The organism is Caldanaerobacter subterraneus (assembly GCF_004345675.1).
Taxonomy (GTDB): Bacteria; Bacillota; Thermoanaerobacteria; order Thermoanaerobacterales; family Thermoanaerobacteraceae; genus Thermoanaerobacter; species Thermoanaerobacter subterraneus.
The window spans coordinates 16,376-39,032 of the sequence record NZ_SLWU01000010.1 but is presented as its reverse complement, the minus strand read 5'-3'; the positions used below and the strand labels follow the sequence as shown (position 1 = coordinate 39,032).

At 38.1% G+C, this 22,657-nt stretch carries 24 protein-coding genes, 1 pseudogene and 2 riboswitches; of the genes and pseudogenes, 18 read left to right on the top strand and 7 right to left on the bottom strand.

Going from position 1 to position 22,657, the window contains the following annotated elements; translation table 11 throughout:
• The first annotated feature begins 37 nt into the window (after positions 1-37).
• The 3 genes from EV203_RS06155 (at position 38) to EV203_RS06145 (ending at position 3,094) form a co-directional block, all read left to right on the top strand.
• Positions 38-1,378, top strand: a complete 1,341-nt coding sequence (locus tag EV203_RS06155) for a GH1 family beta-glucosidase (RefSeq protein ID WP_041587093.1) — start codon at positions 38-40, stop codon at positions 1,376-1,378.
• An 83-nt stretch (positions 1,379-1,461) separates the two neighbouring features.
• Positions 1,462-2,604: a glycoside hydrolase family 5 protein gene (locus EV203_RS06150; protein ID WP_011024808.1), complete on the top strand. Its 1,143-nt coding sequence runs from the start codon at positions 1,462-1,464 to the stop codon at positions 2,602-2,604.
• Positions 2,605-2,641: 37 nt separating this feature from the next.
• Positions 2,642-3,094, top strand: a complete 453-nt coding sequence (locus EV203_RS06145; RefSeq protein WP_011024809.1) for a VOC family protein — start codon at positions 2,642-2,644, stop codon at positions 3,092-3,094.
• Positions 3,095-3,117: 23 nt separating this feature from the next.
• Here EV203_RS06145 and EV203_RS06140 read toward each other — a convergent pair whose 3' ends face one another.
• The 5 genes from EV203_RS06140 to EV203_RS06120 are packed head-to-tail and all read right to left on the bottom strand — an operon-like array spanning position 3,118 to position 6,905.
• Positions 3,118-3,909, bottom strand: a complete 792-nt coding sequence (locus tag EV203_RS06140; protein WP_132039616.1) for a metal ABC transporter permease — start codon at positions 3,907-3,909, stop codon at positions 3,118-3,120.
• The gene (locus EV203_RS06135) at positions 3,902-4,675 is read right to left on the bottom strand and encodes a metal ABC transporter ATP-binding protein (protein WP_132039614.1); all 774 of its coding nucleotides are present in this window, start codon (positions 4,673-4,675) and stop codon (positions 3,902-3,904) included. Before EV203_RS06135 ends, EV203_RS06140 begins: the two co-directional genes overlap by 8 nt.
• Positions 4,676-4,682: 7 nt before the next feature.
• On the bottom strand, positions 4,683-5,564 hold the full coding sequence (locus EV203_RS06130; RefSeq protein ID WP_243700597.1) for a metal ABC transporter solute-binding protein, Zn/Mn family: 882 nt from the start codon (positions 5,562-5,564) through the stop codon (positions 4,683-4,685).
• A gap of 25 nt (positions 5,565-5,589) precedes the next feature.
• Positions 5,590-6,468 (bottom strand): metal ABC transporter substrate-binding protein, encoded by an 879-nt coding sequence (locus EV203_RS06125; RefSeq protein ID WP_132039610.1) that lies wholly within the window; start codon positions 6,466-6,468, stop codon positions 5,590-5,592.
• Positions 6,469-6,488: 20 nt separating this feature from the next.
• Positions 6,489-6,905, bottom strand: coding sequence for a Fur family transcriptional regulator (locus EV203_RS06120; protein WP_022588310.1), 417 nt, complete (start codon positions 6,903-6,905; stop codon positions 6,489-6,491).
• Positions 6,906-7,053: 148 nt separating this feature from the next.
• On the opposite strand from EV203_RS06120, the gene EV203_RS06115 reads away from it, so the two are divergent.
• The 15 genes from EV203_RS06115 to cobS all read left to right on the top strand — a co-directional run bounded on the left by EV203_RS06115 (position 7,054) and on the right by cobS (position 21,969).
• A complete protein-coding gene (locus EV203_RS06115; protein WP_011024813.1) occupies positions 7,054-7,998 on the top strand; it encodes an AAA family ATPase in 945 nt (314 codons plus the stop codon).
• Between the two features lie 19 nt (positions 7,999-8,017).
• The gene (locus EV203_RS06110; RefSeq protein ID WP_132039608.1) at positions 8,018-9,163 is read left to right on the top strand and encodes a DUF58 domain-containing protein; all 1,146 of its coding nucleotides are present in this window, start codon (positions 8,018-8,020) and stop codon (positions 9,161-9,163) included.
• A complete protein-coding gene (locus EV203_RS06105; protein ID WP_243700596.1) occupies positions 9,147-10,445 on the top strand; it encodes a hypothetical protein in 1,299 nt (432 codons plus the stop codon). The genes EV203_RS06110 and EV203_RS06105 overlap by 17 nt, the downstream gene beginning before the upstream one ends.
• A gap of 45 nt (positions 10,446-10,490) precedes the next feature.
• Positions 10,491-10,730, top strand: a riboswitch (cobalamin riboswitch).
• 104 nt (positions 10,731-10,834) lie between these two features.
• Positions 10,835-11,365: a cob(I)yrinic acid a,c-diamide adenosyltransferase gene (gene cobO / locus EV203_RS06100; RefSeq protein WP_132039606.1), complete on the top strand. Its 531-nt coding sequence runs from the start codon at positions 10,835-10,837 to the stop codon at positions 11,363-11,365.
• Positions 11,366-11,412: 47 nt separating this feature from the next.
• Positions 11,413-11,652, top strand: a riboswitch (cobalamin riboswitch).
• 119 nt (positions 11,653-11,771) lie between these two features.
• On the top strand, positions 11,772-12,716 hold the full coding sequence (locus EV203_RS06095) for an ABC transporter substrate-binding protein (protein ID WP_132039604.1): 945 nt from the start codon (positions 11,772-11,774) through the stop codon (positions 12,714-12,716).
• Position 12,717: 1 nt separating this feature from the next.
• Positions 12,718-13,710: a FecCD family ABC transporter permease gene (locus EV203_RS06090; RefSeq protein ID WP_132039602.1), complete on the top strand. Its 993-nt coding sequence runs from the start codon at positions 12,718-12,720 to the stop codon at positions 13,708-13,710.
• 4 nt (positions 13,711-13,714) lie between these two features.
• Entirely contained in the window at positions 13,715-14,515 is an 801-nt protein-coding gene (locus EV203_RS06085) for an ABC transporter ATP-binding protein (RefSeq protein ID WP_041587267.1), read from the top strand.
• On the top strand, positions 14,508-15,866 hold the full coding sequence (locus EV203_RS06080; protein ID WP_132039600.1) for a cobyrinic acid a,c-diamide synthase CobB: 1,359 nt from the start codon (positions 14,508-14,510) through the stop codon (positions 15,864-15,866). Before EV203_RS06085 ends, EV203_RS06080 begins: the two co-directional genes overlap by 8 nt.
• A gap of 1 nt (position 15,867) precedes the next feature.
• Positions 15,868-17,394: a cobyric acid synthase gene (locus EV203_RS06075; protein WP_132039598.1), complete on the top strand. Its 1,527-nt coding sequence runs from the start codon at positions 15,868-15,870 to the stop codon at positions 17,392-17,394.
• The gene (gene cbiB, locus EV203_RS06070; RefSeq protein WP_132039596.1) at positions 17,391-18,341 is read left to right on the top strand and encodes an adenosylcobinamide-phosphate synthase CbiB; all 951 of its coding nucleotides are present in this window, start codon (positions 17,391-17,393) and stop codon (positions 18,339-18,341) included. Before EV203_RS06075 ends, cbiB begins: the two co-directional genes overlap by 4 nt.
• A 14-nt stretch (positions 18,342-18,355) precedes the next feature.
• Entirely contained in the window at positions 18,356-18,838 is a 483-nt protein-coding gene (locus tag EV203_RS06065) for an ECF transporter S component (RefSeq protein WP_043883875.1), read from the top strand.
• A gap of 3 nt (positions 18,839-18,841) precedes the next feature.
• Positions 18,842-19,570 carry an AIR synthase related protein gene (locus tag EV203_RS06060; protein WP_132039594.1) on the top strand — a complete coding sequence of 243 codons (729 nt, stop codon included), beginning with the start codon at positions 18,842-18,844 and terminating at the stop codon, positions 19,568-19,570.
• Between the two features lie 14 nt (positions 19,571-19,584).
• Positions 19,585-20,670, top strand: a complete 1,086-nt coding sequence (gene cobD, locus EV203_RS06055) for a threonine-phosphate decarboxylase CobD (RefSeq protein ID WP_132039592.1) — start codon at positions 19,585-19,587, stop codon at positions 20,668-20,670.
• Positions 20,670-21,218 (top strand): bifunctional adenosylcobinamide kinase/adenosylcobinamide-phosphate guanylyltransferase, encoded by a 549-nt coding sequence (gene cobU / locus EV203_RS06050; RefSeq protein ID WP_132039590.1) that lies wholly within the window; start codon positions 20,670-20,672, stop codon positions 21,216-21,218. The genes cobD and cobU overlap by 1 nt, the downstream gene beginning before the upstream one ends.
• Before the next feature lie 4 nt (positions 21,219-21,222).
• On the top strand, positions 21,223-21,969 hold the full coding sequence (gene cobS / locus EV203_RS06045; protein ID WP_132039588.1) for an adenosylcobinamide-GDP ribazoletransferase: 747 nt from the start codon (positions 21,223-21,225) through the stop codon (positions 21,967-21,969).
• Here cobS and EV203_RS13530 read toward each other — a convergent pair.
• A pseudogene (locus tag EV203_RS13530) lies at positions 21,933-22,106 on the bottom strand (SPFH domain-containing protein); the annotation flags it as partial. The gene cobS and the pseudogene EV203_RS13530 overlap by 37 nt on opposite strands.
• The gene (locus EV203_RS06035) at positions 22,079-22,597 is read right to left on the bottom strand and encodes a hypothetical protein (protein ID WP_481752968.1); all 519 of its coding nucleotides are present in this window, start codon (positions 22,595-22,597) and stop codon (positions 22,079-22,081) included. The pseudogene EV203_RS13530 and the gene EV203_RS06035, both read right to left, overlap by 28 nt.
• Between the last annotated feature and the right edge of the window lie 60 nt (positions 22,598-22,657).

Below are 22,657 nucleotides of genomic sequence, written 5' to 3'. Positions count from 1 at the left end.
TTGTACCAAAAATCATTAAAGAATAGGAGTGATAGAATTGGTAAAATTTCCAAAAGATTTTACTTGGGGAGTAGCTACGTCATCATACCAAATAGAAGGAGCAGTAAATGAAGATGGAAGAACTCCTTCTATATGGGATACATTTTCCAAGACAGAAGGGAAAACATATCAAGGCCATACAGGAGATGTAGCTTGTGATCATTACCACAGATATAAAGAAGACGTACAGATAATGAAAGAAATAGGAGTTAAAGCCTATAGATTTTCCATAGCATGGCCAAGAATTTTCCCTGAAGAAGGCAAGTACAACCCGAAAGGAATGGACTTTTACAAGAGGCTGGTAGATGAACTGTTGAAAAGAGAGATAATACCGGTAGCGACAATTTATCATTGGGATTTGCCTCAATGGGCGTATGAAAAGAACGGAGGATGGCTAAATAGAGAGAGTGTGAAATGGTATGTAGAATATGCATCAAAGCTTTTTGAAGAATTAGGGGATGTGATACCTTTATGGATAACCCATAACGAGCCTTGGTGTTCATCAATATTAAGCTATGGGATAGGGGAGCATGCGCCAGGCCATAAGGATTGGAGAGAGGCCTTGATAGCAGCTCATCATATATTGCTTTCTCACGGAGAGGCCGTAAAAGTATTTAGGGACATGAATCTGAAAGGGGCGCAAATAGGTATAACGTTAAATCTGACACCTGCATATCCGGCGAGTGAAAAAGAAGAAGACAAATTAGCAGTCCAATATGCAGATGGATTTGCAAATAGGTGGTTTTTAGATCCAATATTTAAAGGCAATTATCCAGAGGATATGATGGAATTATATAGTAAAATAATTGGAGAATTTGATTTTATAAGAGAAGGAGATTTAGAGACCATAAGTGTTCCAATAGATTTTCTTGGAGTCAATTATTATACAAGGAGTATTGTAAAATACAACGAAGATTCCATGTTAAAAGCAGAGAATGTACCGGGGCCAGGTAAAAAGACAGAGATGGGATGGGAGATAAGCCCAGAGTCCTTGTATGACCTTTTAAAGAGGTTAGACAGAGAATACACGAAACTGCCTATGTACATTACGGAAAATGGAGTAGCATTTAAAGATGAAGTAACAGAAGATGGACGAGTGCATGATTATGAAAGAATAGAATACATAAAAGAACATCTGAAGGCAATAGCGAGGTTCATAGAAGAAGGCGGCAATTTGAAAGGATACTTTGTATGGTCTTTGTTAGATAATTTTGAATGGGCACATGGATATTCAAAGAGATTTGGAATAGTTTATGTGGATTATGAGACACAAAAAAGAATATTAAAAGATAGTGCATTTTGGTACAAAGGGGTAATAGAAAAAGGTGTAATCGAATGAATACAGCATCTATGAGGCAGGGTATAAATTGTTCTGCCTCTTTATTTCTAAGCAAATACCCTTAAATGGAGTGAGATGAGACTATGAATAAATGGTATGCTTTTACTGGTGTGCTTGTGATAATCATTATAATCATGTATTTAATTTTAAAAGATACTTCTTTAACTTTTAGCTGTTATGAGAGAGAAAAATTTCCGCATTTGATGGGGAATGCTTTAGTAAAAAAACCTTCAGTAGCGGGTAGGCTTAAGATTATAGAAAAAGATGGAAGAAAAATATTGGGGGACCAGTATGGCAATCCAATACAGCTAAGAGGAATGAGTACACACGGATTGCAGTGGTTTTCAGAGATTATTAATCATAATGCTTTTTCTGGATTGTCAAGAGATTGGGAATCAAACGTGATTAGACTTGCTATGTACGTTGGTGAAGGTGGTTATGCTACAAATCCAAGTGTTAAAGATAAGGTTATAGAAGGAATAAATTTAGCAATTCAAAATGATATGTATGTAATAGTTGACTGGCATGTTTTAAATCCGGGAGACCCTAATGCGGACATATACAGTGGCGCAAAAGATTTCTTCAAGGAAATAGCTACTAAATATCCAAATGACCTTCATATAATTTATGAATTAGCAAATGAGCCCAATCCAACCCCTCCAGGAGTGACAAATGATGTTGAGGGGTGGAAAAAAGTTAAAAACTATGCTGAACCGATAATTCAAATGCTGAGAGATATGGGGAACCAAAATATAATTATTGTAGGTTCTCCTAACTGGAGTCAACGCCCGGATTTAGCGGCAGAGGAACCAATAAATGATCCCAATGTAATGTATTCTGTACATTTTTATACAGGTACTCATAAAGTAGAAGAACACGGTAAGCCCGGATATGTTTTTGGCAATATGGCTAAAGCATTGGAAAAAGGTGTACCTATTTTTGTAAGTGAATGGGGTACCAGTGAAGCTAGTGGTGATGGAGGTCCATATTTAGATGAAGCAGATAAATGGCTTGAATTTTTAAATGCCAATAATATAAGCTGGATAAATTGGTCTTTGGCAAATAAGAATGAAGTTTCAGCAGCATTTTTAACATCTACTAATTTAAATCCTGGTGATGGTAAAGCATGGGCTGTAAATCAATTGAGTCTCTCAGGAGAATATGTAAGAGCAAGAATAAAAGGAATTCCCTATAAACCTATTTCTCGTGAGGCAAGAGGAAAGTAACTTTATCAAAAACTATAAAACTGAAGAGGTGACTAAAATGAGCAAAAATATTCTAGATATGCGGAATACAGTGCAAATAGGTATTGTAGTGAGGGATATTGAAGAATCTTTGCAAAATTACGCAGAATTTTTTGGGGTAGAAAAGCCTCAGTGGTTTTGGACAGATGATTACAGCAAAGCCCATACCAAATTTAATGGAAGACCTACAAAAGCAAGAGCCAAACTTGCATTTTTTGAGCTGGGGCCATTACAACTGGAATTGATAGAGCCTGATGAGAATCCGAGCACTTGGAGAGAGTTTCTCGATAAAAATGGGGAGGGAATTCATCACATAGCTTTCGTTGTAAAAGACATGGACAGAAAAGTAGAAGAACTTTATAGAAAAGGCATGAAAGTAATTCAAAAAGGGGATTTTGAAGGGGGAAGATACGCTTATATAGATACTTTGAGAGCATTGAAAGTCATGATTGAACTTTTAGAAAATTATTAAAGTGGAGCGCTATGCTCCACCTTTTATTTTTTTAACGATGTTATTCCCATTATAGCGAGGGAAATGAGTATTATTGTTCCACCTGGTGATAAATCGAAGTAAAAAGAGAGTATAATTCCAGCGAACACTGATATAAAGGAGAAGATAATCGAGTAGATTATGGCTTGTTTAAAGCTTTGAGCGATTTTTAAACTGGCGGCAGAGGGTGTGACCATTAAGCTCGACACCAAAAGCGCTCCTACAATTCTCATTGCTAGTGCTACTGTTAGAGCTACTAAAATTGTGAAGAGAAAGTTTATAGCTGACACAGGTAATCCTGATATTGTGGCAGCTTCTTCGTCAAAAGTGATGTACAAAAGTTCCTTGTAAAAAAGCGCTATAGTGAGAATGACTAAAAGGCCTAAGGTGGAAATTAACACAACATCTGTATATGTTACAGATACAATGCTACCAAAGAGGTAGTTCATTACATTGACTGCTCCGCCTCTTGCAAAATTTAAGAGTATTATCGCAACTGCCATTCCTGCAGATACAATTATAGCAATTGAAAGCTCAGAATACTGAAAATAGGTTTTTCTCAGTCCTTCTATTCCAAAGGCGGCTAGAAGGACTATGGCAATTGATCCTATAGTAGGGTCAATGCCGGCCAAAATTCCAGCTGCTACTCCCGCTAAAGCCACATGGGACAGAGCATGCCCCATTTGGGAAAGCCTTCTTAGTACCAAGAAATTTCCCACTAAAGGGGCTATCACTGCTATTATAGCCCCTGCTATAAAAGCTCTCCTCATAAATTCGTAAGAAAAAATGTCAAACATGTTCTACACTCCCATTATTATTATGCTGATGCTTTACTTTCTTCACAGGATATTCGTAGAGGAAAGAAGTAAAGTCGTGCTTTTCTATATCGATAGCTTCGCATTTTTCGTTTATTTTGCCGTCAGTCATACATATGATTCTGTGGGCCTTGTTTGTTATAGCCATGATGTCGTGAGTCATCATGACAATTGTTATTCCTCTTTCTTTGTTGAGCTTTTCCAAAAGCTCGTAAAGAGCCTTTTCTGATTTAGCGTCAATTCCTGTTGTGGGTTCGTCTAGAAAAAGTATCTGCGGCTCAGATACTATGGACCTTGCTATGAAAACCCTCTGAAGCTGTCCTCCTGAAAGTCTCCCAATTAAGCGGCTTCTAAATTCAAACATGTCCACTATTTTTAAGGCTTCATACACTTTTTCCCAGTCTTCCTTTGAAAGCCTTTTAAATAACCCTTTCCTGGCGTAAAGGCCCATAGACACAACTTCCTCTACGCTTGCCGGAAAAGAAGAGTTAAAGGAAAAAGAACGCTGGGGAAGGTAGCTTATAAAGGAGCGGTCCTTTATGTTCTGGAGGTTTACACCTTCATACAGGACTTCCCCAGTGGAAGGCACGAGATTGCCTACCATTACTTTTACTAGGGTACTTTTCCCTGAGCCGTTAGGACCAATAATCCCTACAAACTCGCCTTTTTCAATTTTTAAAGAGACGTTGCGAAGGACCTGCCTTCCATCGTAAGCAAAATTTACATTTTTAACCTCGATATAACTCATTTTTCATCTACTCCAATCCTTTTTTTAGTTTTTCTAGATTTTCCTTCATGAGAGAGATAAAATCTGCATTTCTCTCCATATCCTCCTTGCTTAAAGTGCCTATTGTACTTATTCTCATTATCTGTGCTCCACTTTCCTTAGCTATGGTTTCCATTGGTTTTGCAGGTGCCATTCCTTCCACAAATACATATTTTATGCCCTCTTTTTTAATTAAGTCAACTAATTCACTTATCCTCGCAGGACTTGGCTCTGCCTCATCGCTCATCCCAACCAAGGGCTCCTGCTTTAATCCATAGTCTCTTGCTACATATGCAAAAGCGCTGTGGAAGAGGACGATGGTTTTTAATCTTGTCTTTGAAAGTTCTTCCCTGTATTGTTTATCAAGATTTTCAATTTCTGATTTTAGGTTTTGATAATTTTTTTCAAAATAATCTTTATTAGAAGGATCGATATCTACCAGAGCGTCTTTTATATTTTTTATGATTATCAATGCTTCTTTAGGAGAAAGCCATGGATGCGGGTTTATGGCGTTTCCCTTTTTTATAGGCTCAATCCCCTTGGACACTTCAAAAAATTCAGTATTTGGCGCTGCTTCTTTTACTTTATTGATCCACGGGTCTTCCATCGTCATTCCCAAATATATTACCGCTTTTGCTTTTGCTATTTCTGTCATTTCTTTAGCGCTGGGTTCCCAACCGTGAGGGCTTTCATTAAAAGGTATTATGTTCTTTACGGTTAGTTTGTCTCCTGCTATTTTAGATGTCAGGTCATAAATTGGATAGAAGGAGGCATACACTAAAGGCTTGGATGTTTCACTTGGCTTTGCTGTGCAGGAGGCAAGGCTAAGTATTAGTGTAAAAGCGATTAAAATTGCTAAAAATTTCTTCATACTTTTTGTGGCCTCCCTTATCATTTTATTCATTTAGCGCCTTTTTTAAATTTTCTAGATTTTCTTTCATCAAAGCTATGTAGTCTTTGTATTGCTTTGCTTCTTCTTTCGTAAGCCCTTCAATAGGATTAAGGGATAAAACCCTGGCTCCAGTTTCTTTGGCTATAGTTTGGATAGGTTTAGGAGAAGTCAGGGGCTCTGTAAAAATGTATTTTATCTGTTTTTCCCTTATTATGTTTATAATTTCAGCCATTCTAGCAGGGCTTACTTCTACTTCCTCATTTGCCCCTACTAATGCTTCTTCTTTTAAATTGTAATCTCTTGCGAGGTATTCAAAGGCGCTATGGTAGACTATAAACGTCTTGTGCTTTGTGTTTGACAGAGCATCAGTGTATTTCTTGTCTAACTCTTCCAAGGTATTTTTTAGGCTTTGATAATTTTGCTCAAAATAATCTTTGTACTCTGGGAAAGTCTGTTTTAAGGCATCATTTATATTTTTTGCCATTATTGAAGCTTCTTTTGGAGAAAGCCATATATGAGGATTTGGCTGATTTCCTTCCATTATAGGAGTGACTCCTTTGGATACTTCATAAAAGACTACATTTGGTGCATTAGGTTTGACCTTTTCTATCCATGAGTCCATTCCTAAGCCCAAATACAGAATAGCTTTTGCCTTTGTCATCTCAGCGACATCTTTTGTTGAGGGTTCCCAATCGTGAGGTTCAACTCCCGGAGGAATTATGGTTTTTACTTCTAGTTTATCTCCTGCTATTTTTAAGGTAAGGTCATAAATTGGATAAAAAGAAGCGTATACCAAAGGCTTAGATGAATTAGCAGTGGTGCTGCAAGAAACCAGTGTAAAAATCATTGAAGCTAAGACTAAAGCCATTACTAGTTTTTTCATAATTTGAAAGCCTCCATTTCTCAGTTTGGATTTGATCTGCATTCTTTGCAGTATCCTACAATTTCTATTTTGTGGTCTACGACTTCAAAATCTTTTATCTGGTCCATCAAAAGCTCAAGAGGGCATATTTCCATTTCAAATACTCTGCCGCATTTTAAACACCTCATTGTGTGATTGTGAAGCTGTTTTTTTACCACGTACATAATATTATTTCCAATTACCGCCTCATTTAAAATATTCAAGCTCTTTAAAAGGCTTAAAGTCCTGTACACAGTGTCAATGCTAACCTGAGGGAAGACTTCTCTTACTTTTTCGTACACATCTTTTACAGACAAATAGCCCTGGTTGGAAAGCATTATGTCAAGTATTAATTCTCTCTGAGGCGTAAGCTTGTAATTATGTGCTTTTAATTTTTTTAAAGCTTCCTCTTTCTGCACTTTAATCACAACCTTTTATTAAATAAGAAAGTTTTCTCAATTAAGATTATATTACGATTTAAAAGGTATGTCAATATCCAGATTCTTATTGAAATTTCAGTAAATGTTTTCTATAATAAAGAGAGGCGAAAAATTTTTTGAAAAGGTGATGGAATTGGAACAGTCAGAAGTGATAGAGAGAATAAGAAAGAATATAGAAAAAGTCATAATAGGGAAGAGTGAGGTAATAGACCTCATGCTGACAGCCTTGATAGCTTCAGGTCATGTTCTTTTAGAAGACGTACCGGGAGTAGGGAAGACTAGTTTAGCTAAGGCTTTGGCAAGGTCAATAGACTGCGATTTTAAAAGGGTGCAGTTTACTCCCGACCTTTTGCCAGGGGATTTGACAGGAATAAATGTTTTTAACCAGAAGATAGGCGATTTTGAGTTTAAAAAAGGTCCTATCTTTACAAATATTTTGCTGGCTGATGAGATAAACAGGGCAACCCCCAGGACTCAGTCCAGCCTTTTAGAGTGCATGGAAGAAAGACAGGTGACAGTAGACGGCGTGACATATAAACTCGATAGACCTTTTTTCGTTATAGCTACTCAAAATCCTATAGAAAGCTATGGTACTTTTCCTCTTCCTGAAGCTCAGATAGACAGGTTTTTGATGAAGGTAAAAATGGGTTATCCAAAGAGAGAAGAGGAGAAAAGGATAATCGAGGTTTTTGACAAGAAAAATCCTTTGGAAGAGTTAAAGCCTGTATGCACAAAAGAGGATGTGCTGAAAATGCAGGAAGAGTACAAAGAGGTGTATGTGGATAAAGACGTGTCGGAGTATATATTGGATATTGTAGAAAAAACGCGCAATATGGAGGAAATAGAACTAGGGGCAAGTCCCAGAGCTACTCTGTTTCTTTATAAGACCAGTCAAGCTTACGCTTACGTAAAAGGCCGTGATTTTGTGACACCAGACGATGTAAGGTATATAGCGCCTTTTGTTCTAGCTCACAGGATTATTTTAAAAGGTTCAGGGAAGCTAAGAGATATAAAGGCAGAAGAGGTTATAGGTAGAATTCTAGAGGAAGTACCTGTTCCTTTAGAAAAATAATTTACAGGTGGTTTTTAATATGAATGCCTTGTGGTTTATACTCGTCATAGTTGCCTTGGTGGCTTTGCAGTCAAATCTTTACAAAAAAAACATATTTAAAAATTTGATAATTGAGAGGGAATTTGAGAGAAAGGCAGTTTTTCCAGGCGAAAAAACTGCATTAAAACTTACCATACACAATAAGAAATTTTTCCCCATTACCTATCTCAAGTTGCAACAGAAAATACCCGTAGAGCTCAGCATGAAAAAATCTAAACTGGTGGAAAAACAGGATAAGGTCAAATACCTTCACAATACCGTTCTTTCAATGCTTCCTTTTCAAAAAGTGACGCGTAAGTTTGAGGTGGTGGCTACAAAAAGAGGCATATACAACCTTTTTGATGGTATAAAGGCTTTTTCAACAGATTTATTCGGGGCAGAAGAGTACGAAGTAGAGCTTCCAGCTCCTGCAAGACTTATCGTTTATCCCAGGCTAATTGATTTAAAAAGTTTTAGGCTTATCGCTAATTCTCTTTACGGGGATTTATTTGTGAGAAGGTGGATAATAGAAGATCCTGTCATAATAAGTGGAGTGAGAGATTACACGACTTCAGACAGCTTTAAGAGTATAAACTGGAAAGTCACTGCAAAGACTCAGAAACTTAAGGTTAACAAGTATGACTATACAGCTGATAAGAAAATAGTGCTCTTTTTTAACGTGGATTTTCACAGGTATGTGTTTAGGGTAGAAGAAATAGAAAAATTTGAGAGAGCGATAGAAGTGGCGGCGACTTTATCCGTTAATTTAATAAAAGAAGGGATTCCTGTGGGATTTTCTACGAATGCAATATGTCTTGCAGAAGGGGACTACACATTTGTGGAGCCTTCGGCAGGGGAGGGCCAGATTGCAAGGCTTTTAGAAATTTTTGCAGGCCTATCTTTTTTGAAAAAATACAGCGTAGAGGATATGGCAAGTTATCTTTCTAAAACTCTTTCATGGGGAACAGACCTTTTGGTTGTAACGCCTTTTGTGGATGAAGGGATGTTGTCTCTCCTAGAGAGGTTTTTTGGGGATAAGGATGTAATGCTTGTATACATGAGTTCAAAGGGAATTGAGAATGTTCCTCATAATGCAAAGCTCTTTTACTATAGTGAAGAGGGGAAAGAAATTGAAGTGGTGGGATAGGGAAAAGTTTGTTAAAATATTTGCGACAATTTTAGAAGGTTTGCTTATATTTTTAGTTTTTACTTTGCTAAACGGCCTTATCGTTCAAGAAAAGGCGGTGCCTTTTTTAGCCTTTTTTGTCCTCTCTTTTGTTTCGGGAATTGTGAATGCATTAGAGTATTGGGATATAAAACTTTATAGGACCTTTAGTTTGGCTGTGGGTATTTTTTCAAGTCTTTTACTGAGCGTAAAAGTGAGTGAAAATTACTATCAGCTTATGGCAGACTTTATTGTATTTTTGTTTTTATGGTATAGAGGGGCGAAAATTAAAAGTACAATGGTAGAAGACGTAATGAATATAAAAATTTTTTACAGGAATTTAATGTGGCTCTTTTTCTTAAATTTATTTGCCTATTACCTCCCCCCACAGGAAATTGCCATGATACAAAAATACACGATTTTGTATATACTTTTGAGCATTTTTCTCCTCCTTGAGGTAAAGGCTTTGAAATATCACGGCAGTGAAGGGAGAATTTCTCTATTTGAGTGGATAGGTTTTGGGCTAGTACTGTTAGCTACTTTTGCATTTTCTCTACCTTCAGTGACTCATATTATTTACGAAATATATACTGTAATTGGGAAAGTGTTTGTTTTATTATCCACCTACCTTGCTTATGGGATGTTCTGGATGCTTTCCAAAATTTTTAGTCTGATTCCTTTTGATAGGGAATTTTTTAAAAAGGCTATGGAAAGCTTTTATAAAGAAGGCAAGAATCCAGAGAACTTTTTACAGGAGGAAACGCCTCAGGATTATACCTGGCTTTCTAATTTACTGCACATGGCGGCTTTTCTGATTGCTTTAACTGTAATAGTTTTACTCATTATCCTCATAATAAGGGTTATAAGCAGAATTGAAGTAGAGAAACGGGAAAGAGATTTTGTAGAAGAGAAAGAGATTGATATAAATCTTAAGGATGCGCCCTTTGTTAAAAAATTTAGAGAGGCCAGAAACAGGATTTTGAAGGCGGTGGAAAAAATAAAGTTTTATAGGGATAACAGGGAAAAGGTTAGGTTTTATTACAAAAAACTTTTGATATCTCTTTATCAAAAGAAAGCCTTAGAAAGAGGGAATTATTCTGTAAAGGACGTATACGAGAAAGTTACGGCTTCTTTTGAAAATGTAAGGGAACCAATGGAAAGGGTAAGTCGACTTTATGAAAAGGTAAGGTATGGGAAATACTATCCTAAAAGGGAAGAAGTGGAGGAATTTATAAAAGAAATTGGAAAGGTGATGAAAAGTTAAGGCTTGACTAAAAAACTGAAAAGGTTTAGAATAAAAATGTGAAACTAAATATTAAAGCCTTATGGTCCTATGATGGGTTAAAAGGGAAGACGGGTGAGAATCCCGCGCAGCCCCCGCTACTGTGAGGGAGGACGAAGCCCTAGTAAGCCACTGTCCGGCACGCAACTTGAAGCGTTAGTAAGGAGAAAAGAGGGAGAGAAATTGCGTTCAGTTGAGTGCCGGGTGGGAAGGCAGGGTGGAGGATGAGTCCCGAGCCAGGAGACCTGCCATAAGGTTTTAGAAGTTCGCCTTCGGAGGGAAGGTTGAACCTTTTTGAAGTTTTGTGCAAAAAGGTCTTCCTCTGAAGGGAAGGCCTTTTTTATATAAAATTTTTGAAAGGAGTTTTTTCTATGAAAAAAGGCTATGTGCAGGTATACACTGGGGACGGCAAGGGGAAGACTACTGCAGCTTTGGGACTTGCTTTCAGGGCAGTTGGAAGGGGCATGAAAGTTATAATGTTTCAATTTTTAAAAGGGATGGCTACAGGGGAGTTGAAATCGGCAGAACTTCTAAAGCCTAATTTTGAGATAAAAAGATTTGCAGAGTCTAAGAAATTTACATGGGATATGACAGAAGAAGAACTGAAAGAACTGAAGAGCAAGGTTAGAGAAGAGTATGAAGAGCTTCTTAGAATATTAAAAAGTGGAGAGTATGATATTGTGATTGTAGATGAGGCGATGGCAGCCATACACTCAGGACTTTTAAGTGTGGAAGATGTGTTGAGGTTGATAGAGGAAAAGCCAAAGAGTGTGGAACTAATTTTGACAGGAAGGAGTGCTCCTCAAGAAATCATAGAAAAGGCTGACCTTGTGACAGAGATGAAGGAGATAAAACATTATTACAAGAAAGGTGTTCCGGCGAGGGTGGGTATAGAGATTTGAGATTAATTGACTTACTCAAAAGTAAGAGTTAAAATGAAATTAAAACTGAATATAAAAAGCCTTATGGTCCCGTGATGGGTTAAAAGGGAAGACGGGTGAGAATCCCGCGCAGCCCCCGCTACTGTGAGGGAGGACGAAGCCCTAGTAAGCCACTGTCCGGCACTCAACTGAGCGCGTTAGTAAGGAGAAAAGAGGGAGAGAAATTGCGTTCAGTTGAGTGCCGGATGGGAAGGCAGGGTGGAGGATGAGTCCCGAGCCAGGAGACCTGCCATAAGGTTTTTAAAAGTTCGCCTTCGGAGGGAAGGTTGAACGGCCTTTGTGTGTTTTTAAGTGAAAAAGGTCTACCTCCGCAAGGGGTAGGCCTTTTTTGATAGATAAGACAAAATTTTTAGATAGGAGGGTACTTATGAAAAGATTCAAAGGGATAGTTGCGTTTCTTGTAATATTTGCTTTAGTATTTTCACTTGCTGCTTGTTCTACTCAAAATGCTACAAAGCCCCAGGAAACAGCGAAACCAGCCGAAGAGGTAAAGACACAGTTTCCGCTGAAAATTACAGACTTTCTTGGCAGAGAAGTGACGATTGAAAAGCAACCAGAGAGAATTGTATCTTTGGTGCCTTCAGTCACAGAGCTTCTGTTTGCAATAGGGGCAGGGAGCAAAGTAGTTGGAGTTACTGATTTTGACAATTATCCTGAAGAAGTGAAGGACATACCCAAAGTGGGAGGTTTTAAAGGACCCAACATAGAGGCGATAACGGCTCAAAAGCCTGACATAATATTTGCTTCCAGATTATCAGGGAAAGAACAGATGGAATCTTTGGAGAAGATGGGTATACCAGTTGTAGTGCTGGATGCTCAGAATTTTGATCAAATATATCAGTCGATAGAACTTCTTGGTAAAATAACAGGAAATGAGAAGAAGGCGGAAGAAGTCATAAACGATGTGAAGAATAAAATAAAAGAGATAAGAGATAAGGTAAAAGACCTTCCAAAAGTAAAAGTATTTTACCTGGTCTCTCTTGATGGCAACTGGACTGCAGGAAAAGGCACTTTCATAGACGAGATTATAAACCTCGCAGGTGGAGAAAATGTGGCATCCGATGTGAACGGATGGGCTCAGTACAGCATTGAAGAGCTGGTGAAGAAAAACCCTGATGTCATAATAACATCACCTCATGCTGGAGATGTGAAGGACCTTAAAAATATGGCTGGATACAAGGACACAAATGCCGTGAAAAATGACAAGGTATTTGTGGTGTCCAATGACGACATAATTGTAAGAGGAACAAATAGGATTGTATTAGGGCTTGAAGAAGTAGCAAAATTCTTACATCCGGAGGCATTTAAATAAAGTGAAGGCTAAGAGAGGTTTTTACTTTACATCAGCATTTTTCCTTCTTCTTTTGATAATGGCTCTTTCAATTTCTGCAGGGGCGGTTAAAATCCCCCTGCAGGAAATACTAAATGTGCTTTTGGGGAAAGGGGATGAAGTCAACAGGCGCATTATACTTACATTAAGGCTTCCAAGAGTTATAGAATCAGCTCTTGTGGGCATGGGACTATCTGTTGTGGGAGCTTTTTTCCAGGGGCTCCTGAGAAATCCCATGGCAGACCCTTATGTTTTGGGTATATCTTCAGGTGCAGCTTTTGGAGCCACAATTGCCATAATAATGGGTTTAGGCATATTTGGCTTAAGCTCTATGGCTTTCATAACAGCCCTTTTGACAATATTTTTTGTGTACACTGTGTCAAGGACGGGTTCCAGGCTTTCAATGACCACAATGCTTCTGGCTGGAATTGCTATAAGTGCTTTTATGTCTGCCATAATCTCTTTGCTCATGCTTTTAAACCATGACCAGTTTTCACGGATTGTCTTCTGGACTATGGGGGGTTTTGGCCTTGTGAGCTGGCCACAGGTTATCTACTCTTCGCCTTTAATACTCATAGGTTCTTTTGTTATGTACGCATTTTCAAGGGATGTAAATGCCATTTTAACAGGGGAAGAATCTGCAGAGCATTTAGGTGTAAATGCGGAGCTTGTCAAGAAAATTATACTTGTCCTGGGGTCATTGGTGACAGCTTCTTGTGTCTCTGTTGGAGGAATTATAGGCTTTGTAGGGCTTATAGTTCCACATATTTCAAGGTTTATTGTAGGACCTGACAACAGAGTTCTGGTTCCCTTTAGTGCTCTTTTTGGCGCTTCTTTTCTCACCTTTGCAGACCTTTTGGCGAGAGTGATTTTAAAGCCTGTAGAGATGCCAATAGGGATAATTACGGCGACTTTTGGAGGGCCCTTTTTCCTGTATCTCCTTGTAAGGAGCAAGCAAAAAAATGAAGGAATGTGATATTATGTCTATTTTAGAAGTGAAAGACCTCTACTTTTCTTATGGGCAGAAGCGGGTATTAAAAGGGATAAATTTAAAAGTGGACAAAAGTGAAATGATAGGAATAATAGGAGCGAATGGGAGCGGGAAGACCACTCTTTTAAGAAATATTTCAGGATATCTTAAGCCTGACAAGGGGAGTGTGCTAATATTTGGGAAAAACATACGAAGCTTAAGTGTGAAGGAAAGGGCAAAGCTTATAGGATATGTGCCACAGGATATAATATACGATTTTGAGTTTACATGTTATGACATAGTGATGATGGGGAGGATTCCCTACCTTAGAAGATTTCAGTCAGAAGGAAAAGAAGACAAAGAAATTGTGAGAGAAGCGATGGAAATGACAAACACGTGGCAGTTCAAAGATAAGCCAGTGAGGGAGCTTTCCGGAGGAGAAAGGCAGAGAGTGTATATAGCAAGGGCTTTAGCGCAGAGGCCGAAGATTTTGCTCATGGATGAACCGGTCTCCCATCTTGACATAAAGTACCAGATAGAAGTTTTATCAATTGCAAAAGAATTGAGCTTAAACGGCATACTTGTAATATCCGTACTGCATGATGTTAATTTGGCATCTCAGTTTTGTGACGAAATCGTCATAATGAGGGAAGGTACTATAATGGCAAAAGGGGAGCCTAAAAAGGTGCTTACCTTTGAAAATATAAAACTGGCATTTTCAATAGATGTTCAGATATTTGAAGACCCGATTACCAGAACCCCTTACATCATACCTTCTTTAAATGGAAAGGAGAAGCTGAAAGTTGTGTAGAGCTTTCATGATAGCTGGAACCCATTCGGGGGCAGGTAAGACTACTTTAAGTCTTGGGATCATGGGCGTTCTTTCAAAGAAGTATAATGTTAGGCCTTTCAAAGTTGGACCTGACTATATAGATACTGCCTACCACAGGTATGTGACAAGGAATTTTTCAGTGAATCTCGACCTTTTTATGCTGGGAGAGGAGAATCTCAAAAATTTGTTTTATAAAAATGCATCACGTGCGGATGTTTCAATAATAGAAGGGGTCATGGGGCTTTACGACGGGATAGATACGACATCAAGAGGAAGCAGTGCCCACATAGCAAAGCTTGTAAATGTGCCTGTTGTGCTCGTGGTGGATGCTTCTTCTATGGCAGCTAGTGTCTCGGCTTTAATAATGGGATATATCTATTACGACAAAGATGTAGACATAAGAGGAGTTATTCTGAATAAAGTTGGAAGTGAAAGGCACTACACCCTCTTAAAAGAGGTTATAGAGAGGGATTTGAATATTGAAGTTTTTGGTTATCTTCCTAAAGATGTGGAACTTGAGCTTCCTGAAAGGCATTTAGGACTTTTACCTGTATATGAGACAGAAAATTTAGATAAAAAATTGGAAAAATTATATGGCTATATTGAAAATTGCATTGATGTGGAAAAATTGATGAATTTGACAGTTAAGCCGCCTGATTTTATTGAAAAGGAAGATAGAGTCCTGAAAGAGAAAAAGGTAAAAATAGCTTATGCTTATGACGAGGCTTTTAACTTTTACTACAAAGAAAGTCTTGAAACCTTAGAGGAAATGGGGGCACATCTTATTCCTTTCAGCCCTCTTGATGATGAAAGACTTCCAGAAGGAACTGAGGGACTTTACATTGGGGGTGGGTTTCCAGAGGTTTTTGCGAAAAGGCTCAGTGAAAATGAGAGTATGTTGAGAGAAATAAAAGAAGCTGTTGAAAAAGGCATGCCTGTTTACGCTGAATGCGGGGGACTTATGTATCTTTCAAAAGGCATAAGGGATTTAGAGGGGAATAGATACAGCATGGTGGGAGTTTACGACTTTGAAGTAGTGATGACAAAAAAATTGCAGAGGTTTGGATATGTGGAAGCTGAAATTACCATGGATAATGTGCTCTTCAAAAAAGGTGAAAGGATAAAGGGACATGAGTTTCACTATTCTCGCATAGAAGGTTTTTCACAAAATGCCTCTTATATTGTGAATAGACCGGGCAAGGAAGAGAAGTGGGAATGTGGATTTGTGCATAAAAACTGTCTCGCAAGTTTTGTTCACATAAACTTATACACATACAAAGAAGGAGTGAAGAGATTTTTAGACAGGTGTTCATCTTTTGGGAGGAAATAGTATGGCGTTGAAACTTATGATACAGGGTACGGCCTCTTCAGTGGGTAAAAGCCTTATTGTCACAGCTTTGTGCAGGATATTCAAACAGGATGGACTTAAAGTTGCGCCTTTCAAATCTCAAAATATGGCTTTGAACTCCTATATTACAGAAGAAGGGCTGGAAATAGGGAGAGCTCAGGCTGTTCAGGCAGAAGCGGCAGGAATAAAGCCTTCCTATCACATGAATCCAATACTTCTAAAGCCTAGCTCTGACAAGAAAAGCCAGGTTGTCTTAAGAGGAAGAGTCTATGAAAACATGAGTGCAGAAGAATACTTTAAGTTCAGACCCAAGCTTTTGGAACTCATAAAAGAGGACTTTGACTTTCTTGCCAAAAGAAATGACGTGGTGGTCATAGAAGGAGCAGGAAGTCCTGCAGAGATAAACTTAAAAGAGAAGGATATTGTCAACATGGGCTTGGCAGAGCTGGTAAATGCGCCAGTGCTACTTGTTGGCGACATAGATAGAGGAGGAGTGTTTGCTTCAATTGCCGGTACTTTGCTTCTTCTCGATGAAAAAGAAAGAAATCGCGTAGAAGGAGTTATAATAAACAAATTCAGGGGAGATATAGAAATATTAAAGCCGGGGCTTAAAATGCTTGAAAATATAATACAAAAAGAAGTGCTAGGAGTTATACCCTATATGGATGTGCACATTGATGAAGAAGACGGGGCTACTGACAGATTTTATACAAAATGTGCCCAGGGAGAAGTGGATGTAGCTATAATAAACCTTCCTCACATATCCAATTTTACTGATTTTGACCCTCTTACAAAAATTCCAGGTGTAAAGATAAAGTATGTGAACAAAGGAGAAAGAATAGGGGATTGTGATGTTTTGATAATACCGGGAACCAAAAACACGATAGGGGATTTAAAGGTTTTAAAAGATTATGGCTTGGATAAAGAGATTTTAAACTTGAGGGGGAAAGGGAAATTCATAATTGGGATATGCGGTGGATTTCAGATGCTTGGAAAAGTAATAAAAGACCCCTATCACATAGAGAGCGATACAGAGGAAATGGAAGGGTTGGGACTTCTTAGTATAGAGACAGTGATTGAGCGTGAAAAAACTACTTCAGAGACTAAAGCGTTCTTGGGAGAAGAACTGCCGGATATTCTTTCATCTTTGAAAGGACTTTTTGTGACAGGATACGAGATACACATGGGAGAAAGCTACATTTTGGGAAAAGGGAAGCACTTTTCTATTGTCGTGGAAAGGAATAAAGAAAAAGTAAAAGTTCTGGATGGAGCAGTGAGTGAAGATGGTAGAGTATTCGGGACATATATTCACGGCATTTTTGAAAACAGCCTTTTTACGAAGAAATTTATAAACATTGTAAGGAAAGAAAAAGGGCTTACTCCTTTAGAAGAGGTCATCAATTACAAAGAATTTAGAGAAAAAGAATATGACAGGCTTGCAGATATTGTGAGAAACTCCCTTGACATGGAAAGGATATACCAAATAATGGAGAGGTATAGAGACAGATGAAAGTGTATCTTGCATATATTCTCGATTTGATTTTAGGAGACCCTGAGGGTTATCCTCATCCTGTAAGGCTGATAGGATCTCTTATATCAAAAGAAGAAAGGATAATAAGAAAATACGCAAAAGGTGAAAAAGCTTTAAAAATTGCAGGGTTTGTCATGTGCCTTTTTACAACTGCTGTAGCGTATTTTGTGACATATCTTCTCATCTATTTGGCGGGCTTTATAAATTGTTACTTTCAATATTTCCTCGAAGTAGTGCTCATATACACAACTCTTGCGACAAAAGACCTGGCAAAAGCGGCTTACAGAGTTTTTAAACCTTTAGAAGAGAAAGATTTAGAAACTGCTCGGAAAAAACTTTCTCTCATAGTGAGCAGGGATACTGAAAAATTAGAGGAAAAAGACATAATAAGAGGAGTTTTGGAGACAGTTTCAGAAAATATCTCAGACGGAATAATAGCTCCGATGTTTTACGCATTTTTAGGAGGAGCCCCTCTTGCAATGCTTTATAAAGCTGCAAGTACCCTGGATTCTATGGTGGGATATAAAAATGAAAAGTACAAAGACCTAGGCTTTGCTTCTGCTAAATTAGATGATATTTTGAACTTCATACCTGCGAGAATAACTGGTCTTCTGATAGTAATCTCTTCCTTTTTACTGGGTTATGACTACAAAAACAGTTTCAGGATTTTTATGAGGGATAGGTTAAAGCACGAGAGTCCCAATAGCGCCCATGGGGAAGCTGCTTTGGCTGGAGCGCTGGGTGTAGAGCTGGGAGGGTTAAATTACTATTTTGGAAAGCCTGTTATAAAGCCTAGGTTAGGAGACAAAAAAGTTGATTTATCTTTAAAACACATAAAAGACAGCGTAAAAATAATGTATATGACCTCTTTTATAGGGTTAATCGTATTTTATCTACTCGAAAATTTCTTTAAAAAATTGATTTGAGAGGGGAGATTTGAATGAAAGAAAAAGAGGTATCTTTAGGGAATGTGAAGACTCTCACTTTAGTTGCCATGTTAATAGCTCTGTCAGCTGTAGGGGCTTTGATTAAAATCTTTAACACGGTCGCCTTTGATTCAATGCCTGGATATTTTGCGGCTTTGTATCTGGGAAGCTTGTATGGAGCTATTGTCATAGCTTTGGGACATCTTTTAACTGCGGTTACATCCGGTTTCCCTCTGGGAGTTTTAAATCACCTCTACATAGCATTGCAGATGGCTGTATACGCTTATCTCTTCCGTGTCTTTTACAAGAAATTTAATGTTTATGTAGCTATAGTTCTCACAACCCTCTTGAACGGTCCACTAGCTACGCTGCTCTTTGTTCCAATGTTTGGATGGGGATTTTTTATAGCATGGGTATTCCCGCTGACAATTGCCTCCTTTATAAACATATCCCTTGCGGCTTTAATATATAAAATACTTTCAAAGAAGGAGCAATGAGAAGTGATAGAGAGATACAGGGATTTGGTGATAATCTATGAGAAAGATGTGGCTTTTGTCGTATCTTGTGATAGCCTTGGAGCTATAGGGAGTAAGGAAAATGACATCTTGAAAGTTGATGAAGAAATTGTGGGGAGGACTACGCTAAAAGTTGCTCTCTCGGAATTGCTATCTGTGGGTGCAACACCTCTTGTAGTTTCTGATACGCTTTCTGTTGAAATGTACCCGACAGGCGAGAAAATTTTAAAAGGCATAAAGAAAGAGCTTGAGGAAAATGGCTTGGAGGTAGTTTTGACAGGCAGTACAGAAGAGAACTTTCCTACCTCCATGACGGGAATAGGAATTACAGCTGTTGGGAGGGCAAGGAAAGAGGGTTTAAAAATAAAAAAAGCGAGAAAAGGAATGCATGTAGTTCTTATAGGATATCCAAGGGTTGGAAGTGAAGTTCTAGGCGCAGAAGATGTAATGACTCTAAAGGACTATATAAAAATTTCTCAGACAAAAGAAGTAGTGGAAGCCATACCTGTTGGTTCTAAAGGAATAGCCTATGAACTTGGAGTTTTAGAGGACCTTTATGGATTCAGAATCAAGGAAGACGAGGGGCTTAATATTGACCTTTTTAAATCGGCAGGACCCGCCACCTGCTGCCTTGTAGTTTACAGAGAAGAAGATGCAAAGTTTATAAAAACCATGACAGACAAGCCTGTAACACATATAGGCATCATAGAGTGAAAGAAGGTGAGAAAATGAAGCCCTATGAGCACGGCGGAAATATCTATGATTATCAAGGAAATCTGATAGATTTTAGTTCAAATATAAATCCTCTCGGACCTCCTGAGTGGATTTGGGAAGCCATAAAAGAAGTAGATTTATCCAGATATCCGGATATAAAGTATAGAAGGCTCAAAGAAGCTATAGCAGAGTATGTCGGCTGCGATAGAGAAAATATAATTGTCGGAAATGGTGCAGCAGAGCTTATACATCTCTTTGTCAGAGCTTTTAAGCTGAAAAAACCCCTTATTCCCTCTCCCTCTTTTCTGGAGTATGAGAGGGCTGTAAAGCTAAACGGAGGAGAACCTGTATACCTTAAGCTGGAGGAGGAAGAGGGGTTTAAGGTAAATTTTGCAAAAGTGCTTTCAAAAATAGAAGAGGCAGACAGCTTGATTTTGGGCAATCCCAATAATCCTACGGGGCAGGGGATTATAAGGGAAGAGATAGGGATTTTGCTGAAAAAGGCGGAACTTATGAATATCCCGGTTTTGATAGATGAAGCTTTTATAGAATTTATGAAGGACTACAAAAAATATGAGGCGCTTCCTCTTGTTAAAAAGCACGACAAACTTTTTGTTGTAAGGGCCGTCACAAAATTTTTTGGAATGCCGGGAATAAGGTTGGGATATGGAATTGGCAGCCCTTCTTTAATACAAAAGTTAGAGGAATACAAAGAACCGTGGACAGTAAATGCCTTTGCCGAAGCTGTTGGAAGATGGCTTTTTAAAGACAGAGAATATATAGAAAAAACCAGAGAGTACGTAAATGCTGAAATAGAGTACATGCTCTTTTCACTAAGGACAATAGATTATTTAGTAGCTTTTGATACAAAAGTAAACTTTATTCTCCTCAAATTAAAGGCAGGTACTGTAGACGAAGTAAAAGAGAAGCTATTGAAAAAGGGGATTCTTATAAGAGATGCCTCTAATTTCAGGTATCTTGACAAGAGATTTTTCAGAGTGGCTGTAAAAAGAAGGGAAGACAATATGTGCCTTATAGAGGCTTTAAGAGGATTGTACGAAGAAGGTGTCATGCCAGATAAAGAGAGGGTCGTAGTGTAATGGGATTGATAATGGTAACAGGCGGTGCCAGGTCAGGAAAAAGTGAATTTGCAGAAAAACTGGCTTATGAAAAGGGGAAAGATGAAGTTTTATATATAGCAACATCTCTTCCAGTAGATGAGGAAATGAAAGAAAGGATAAAAAGACACAGAGAAAGAAGACCCTCCTCATGGGAGACAGTAGAAGCTTATAAAGACCTTGATAAGGAAATTTTAAAAAGAGAAAAGAAGGTTGTATTGATTGACTGCCTCACTGTTATGATAAGCAATCTCCTAATGGAAGTAGATTTGACATGGGAAAATTCTACTTTAGAGCAAATTGATGAAATAGAAGATAGGATAAGTCAAGAGGTAGATAAAATATTGATTGTATCAAATGGCGTAGAAATAATAATTGTCACAAATGAGGTAGGAATGGGGCTGGTTCCTGAGTATAAACTTGGGAGGATTTTTAGAGATATAGCAGGCAGAATGAATAAAAAAGTAGCAGAAGCATCAAAAGAGGTGTACCTTATGATATCAGGCATTCCTATTAAGATAAAGGGGTAATTGTATGGAAGAACTTAAGGCTTTAATACTTTCAATACAATTTATGACAGGTATTCCCATACCAATAAATATCGATGTTAAAGAGGATAAGATTTATAAAATAGCTTCTTATTTTCCTGTAGTAGGCCTTTTGATAGGTGGTATTTTATACATCGCTTACCTTCTTCTAAAAGATTTGTTTTCCCGGGAAATTGTTATGACATTCCTTGTTGCTTTTTCTTACATCCTTACAAGAGGAATGCATATAGATGGGCTGGCAGACACTTTTGATGGACTTTTTAGCAACAAGGACAGAGAAAAAATCATTGAAATAATGAAGGATTCAAGGCTTGGAACAAATGGAGTTTTAGCTTTGGTTTTCATGGTGATCTTGAAAATCTTATTTTTAAGTGATATAAGACAAAGCCTTTTGTTTTCTGCGCTTTTAGTTTCACCTGTCATTGCTAGATTATCTGTGGTGTTTTCAATTGCAATAAGCAAGTCTGCAAGAGGTGGAAAAGGGCTTGGAGGATTATTACTTGAAAGGGCTGGCTTAAGGGAATTTGTCATAGCTTTACTGATTTCTACAATAGCAGGTTATTTTGTGATGCCTTTAAAAGACTTGGCGCTTTTATACGTGATTTCTCTTTCATTTACTTACCTTATTTCAAAATATATTTCTAAAAAAATAGGTGGAATGACGGGAGATACTTTGGGAGCAGTTAATGAGTTTGTTGAGCTTATAGCTTTTATATATTTTTCAATTTTATAACTTATTTGTTCAGCACTTATTATTTTTGCACGGCGTTCTCTTTCTGCTTCTGCCTGTGCTGCCATGGCCCTTTGCATGCTCTGAGGCAATTCTACATCTCTTATTTCAACTAAATTGACTTTGACTCCCCATGGCTGGGGTCTCTTCCTCTATTTTCTGCAATGCTCCTTATCCACGCAGCAGCATCATGCGTTATTTTTTGCCTTTGAATTTCTGACATAGCAGAGTCATCTTCAATTGACACGGGGTGCGCAGCGCCAATTCTACTTCCCGGAGCCATTGCTGCAATGTTTGCTGAAAGGGTTATAAACGTTCCAGCAGAACCTGCCCACGCGCCTGCAGGAGATACGTATACAACTACAGGGATAGGGGAGTTTAATATTTGTGTTACAATTTTCTGAGTAGTAGTGTAAAGGCCTCCTGGTGTAGAGAGTTCAATTACTATGCAACTTGCTCCATCTCTTTCTGCTGCTTTAAAGCCATTTTCAATGTAGTCTGCAACAACCGGTACGATTGGCCCGTCTACAGTGAGTACATATACAGGATTTTGGGTTGTTGTTGCTTCCAGAAAAGAAGGTGGCAGGATGATGAAAACTAACAAGATTGTGGTCAACAAAATTTTCCTCATGGTAAACACTTTCTGTTCCCCCTTTAATGACATTTTAACATAAATGAAAAATTTTATATA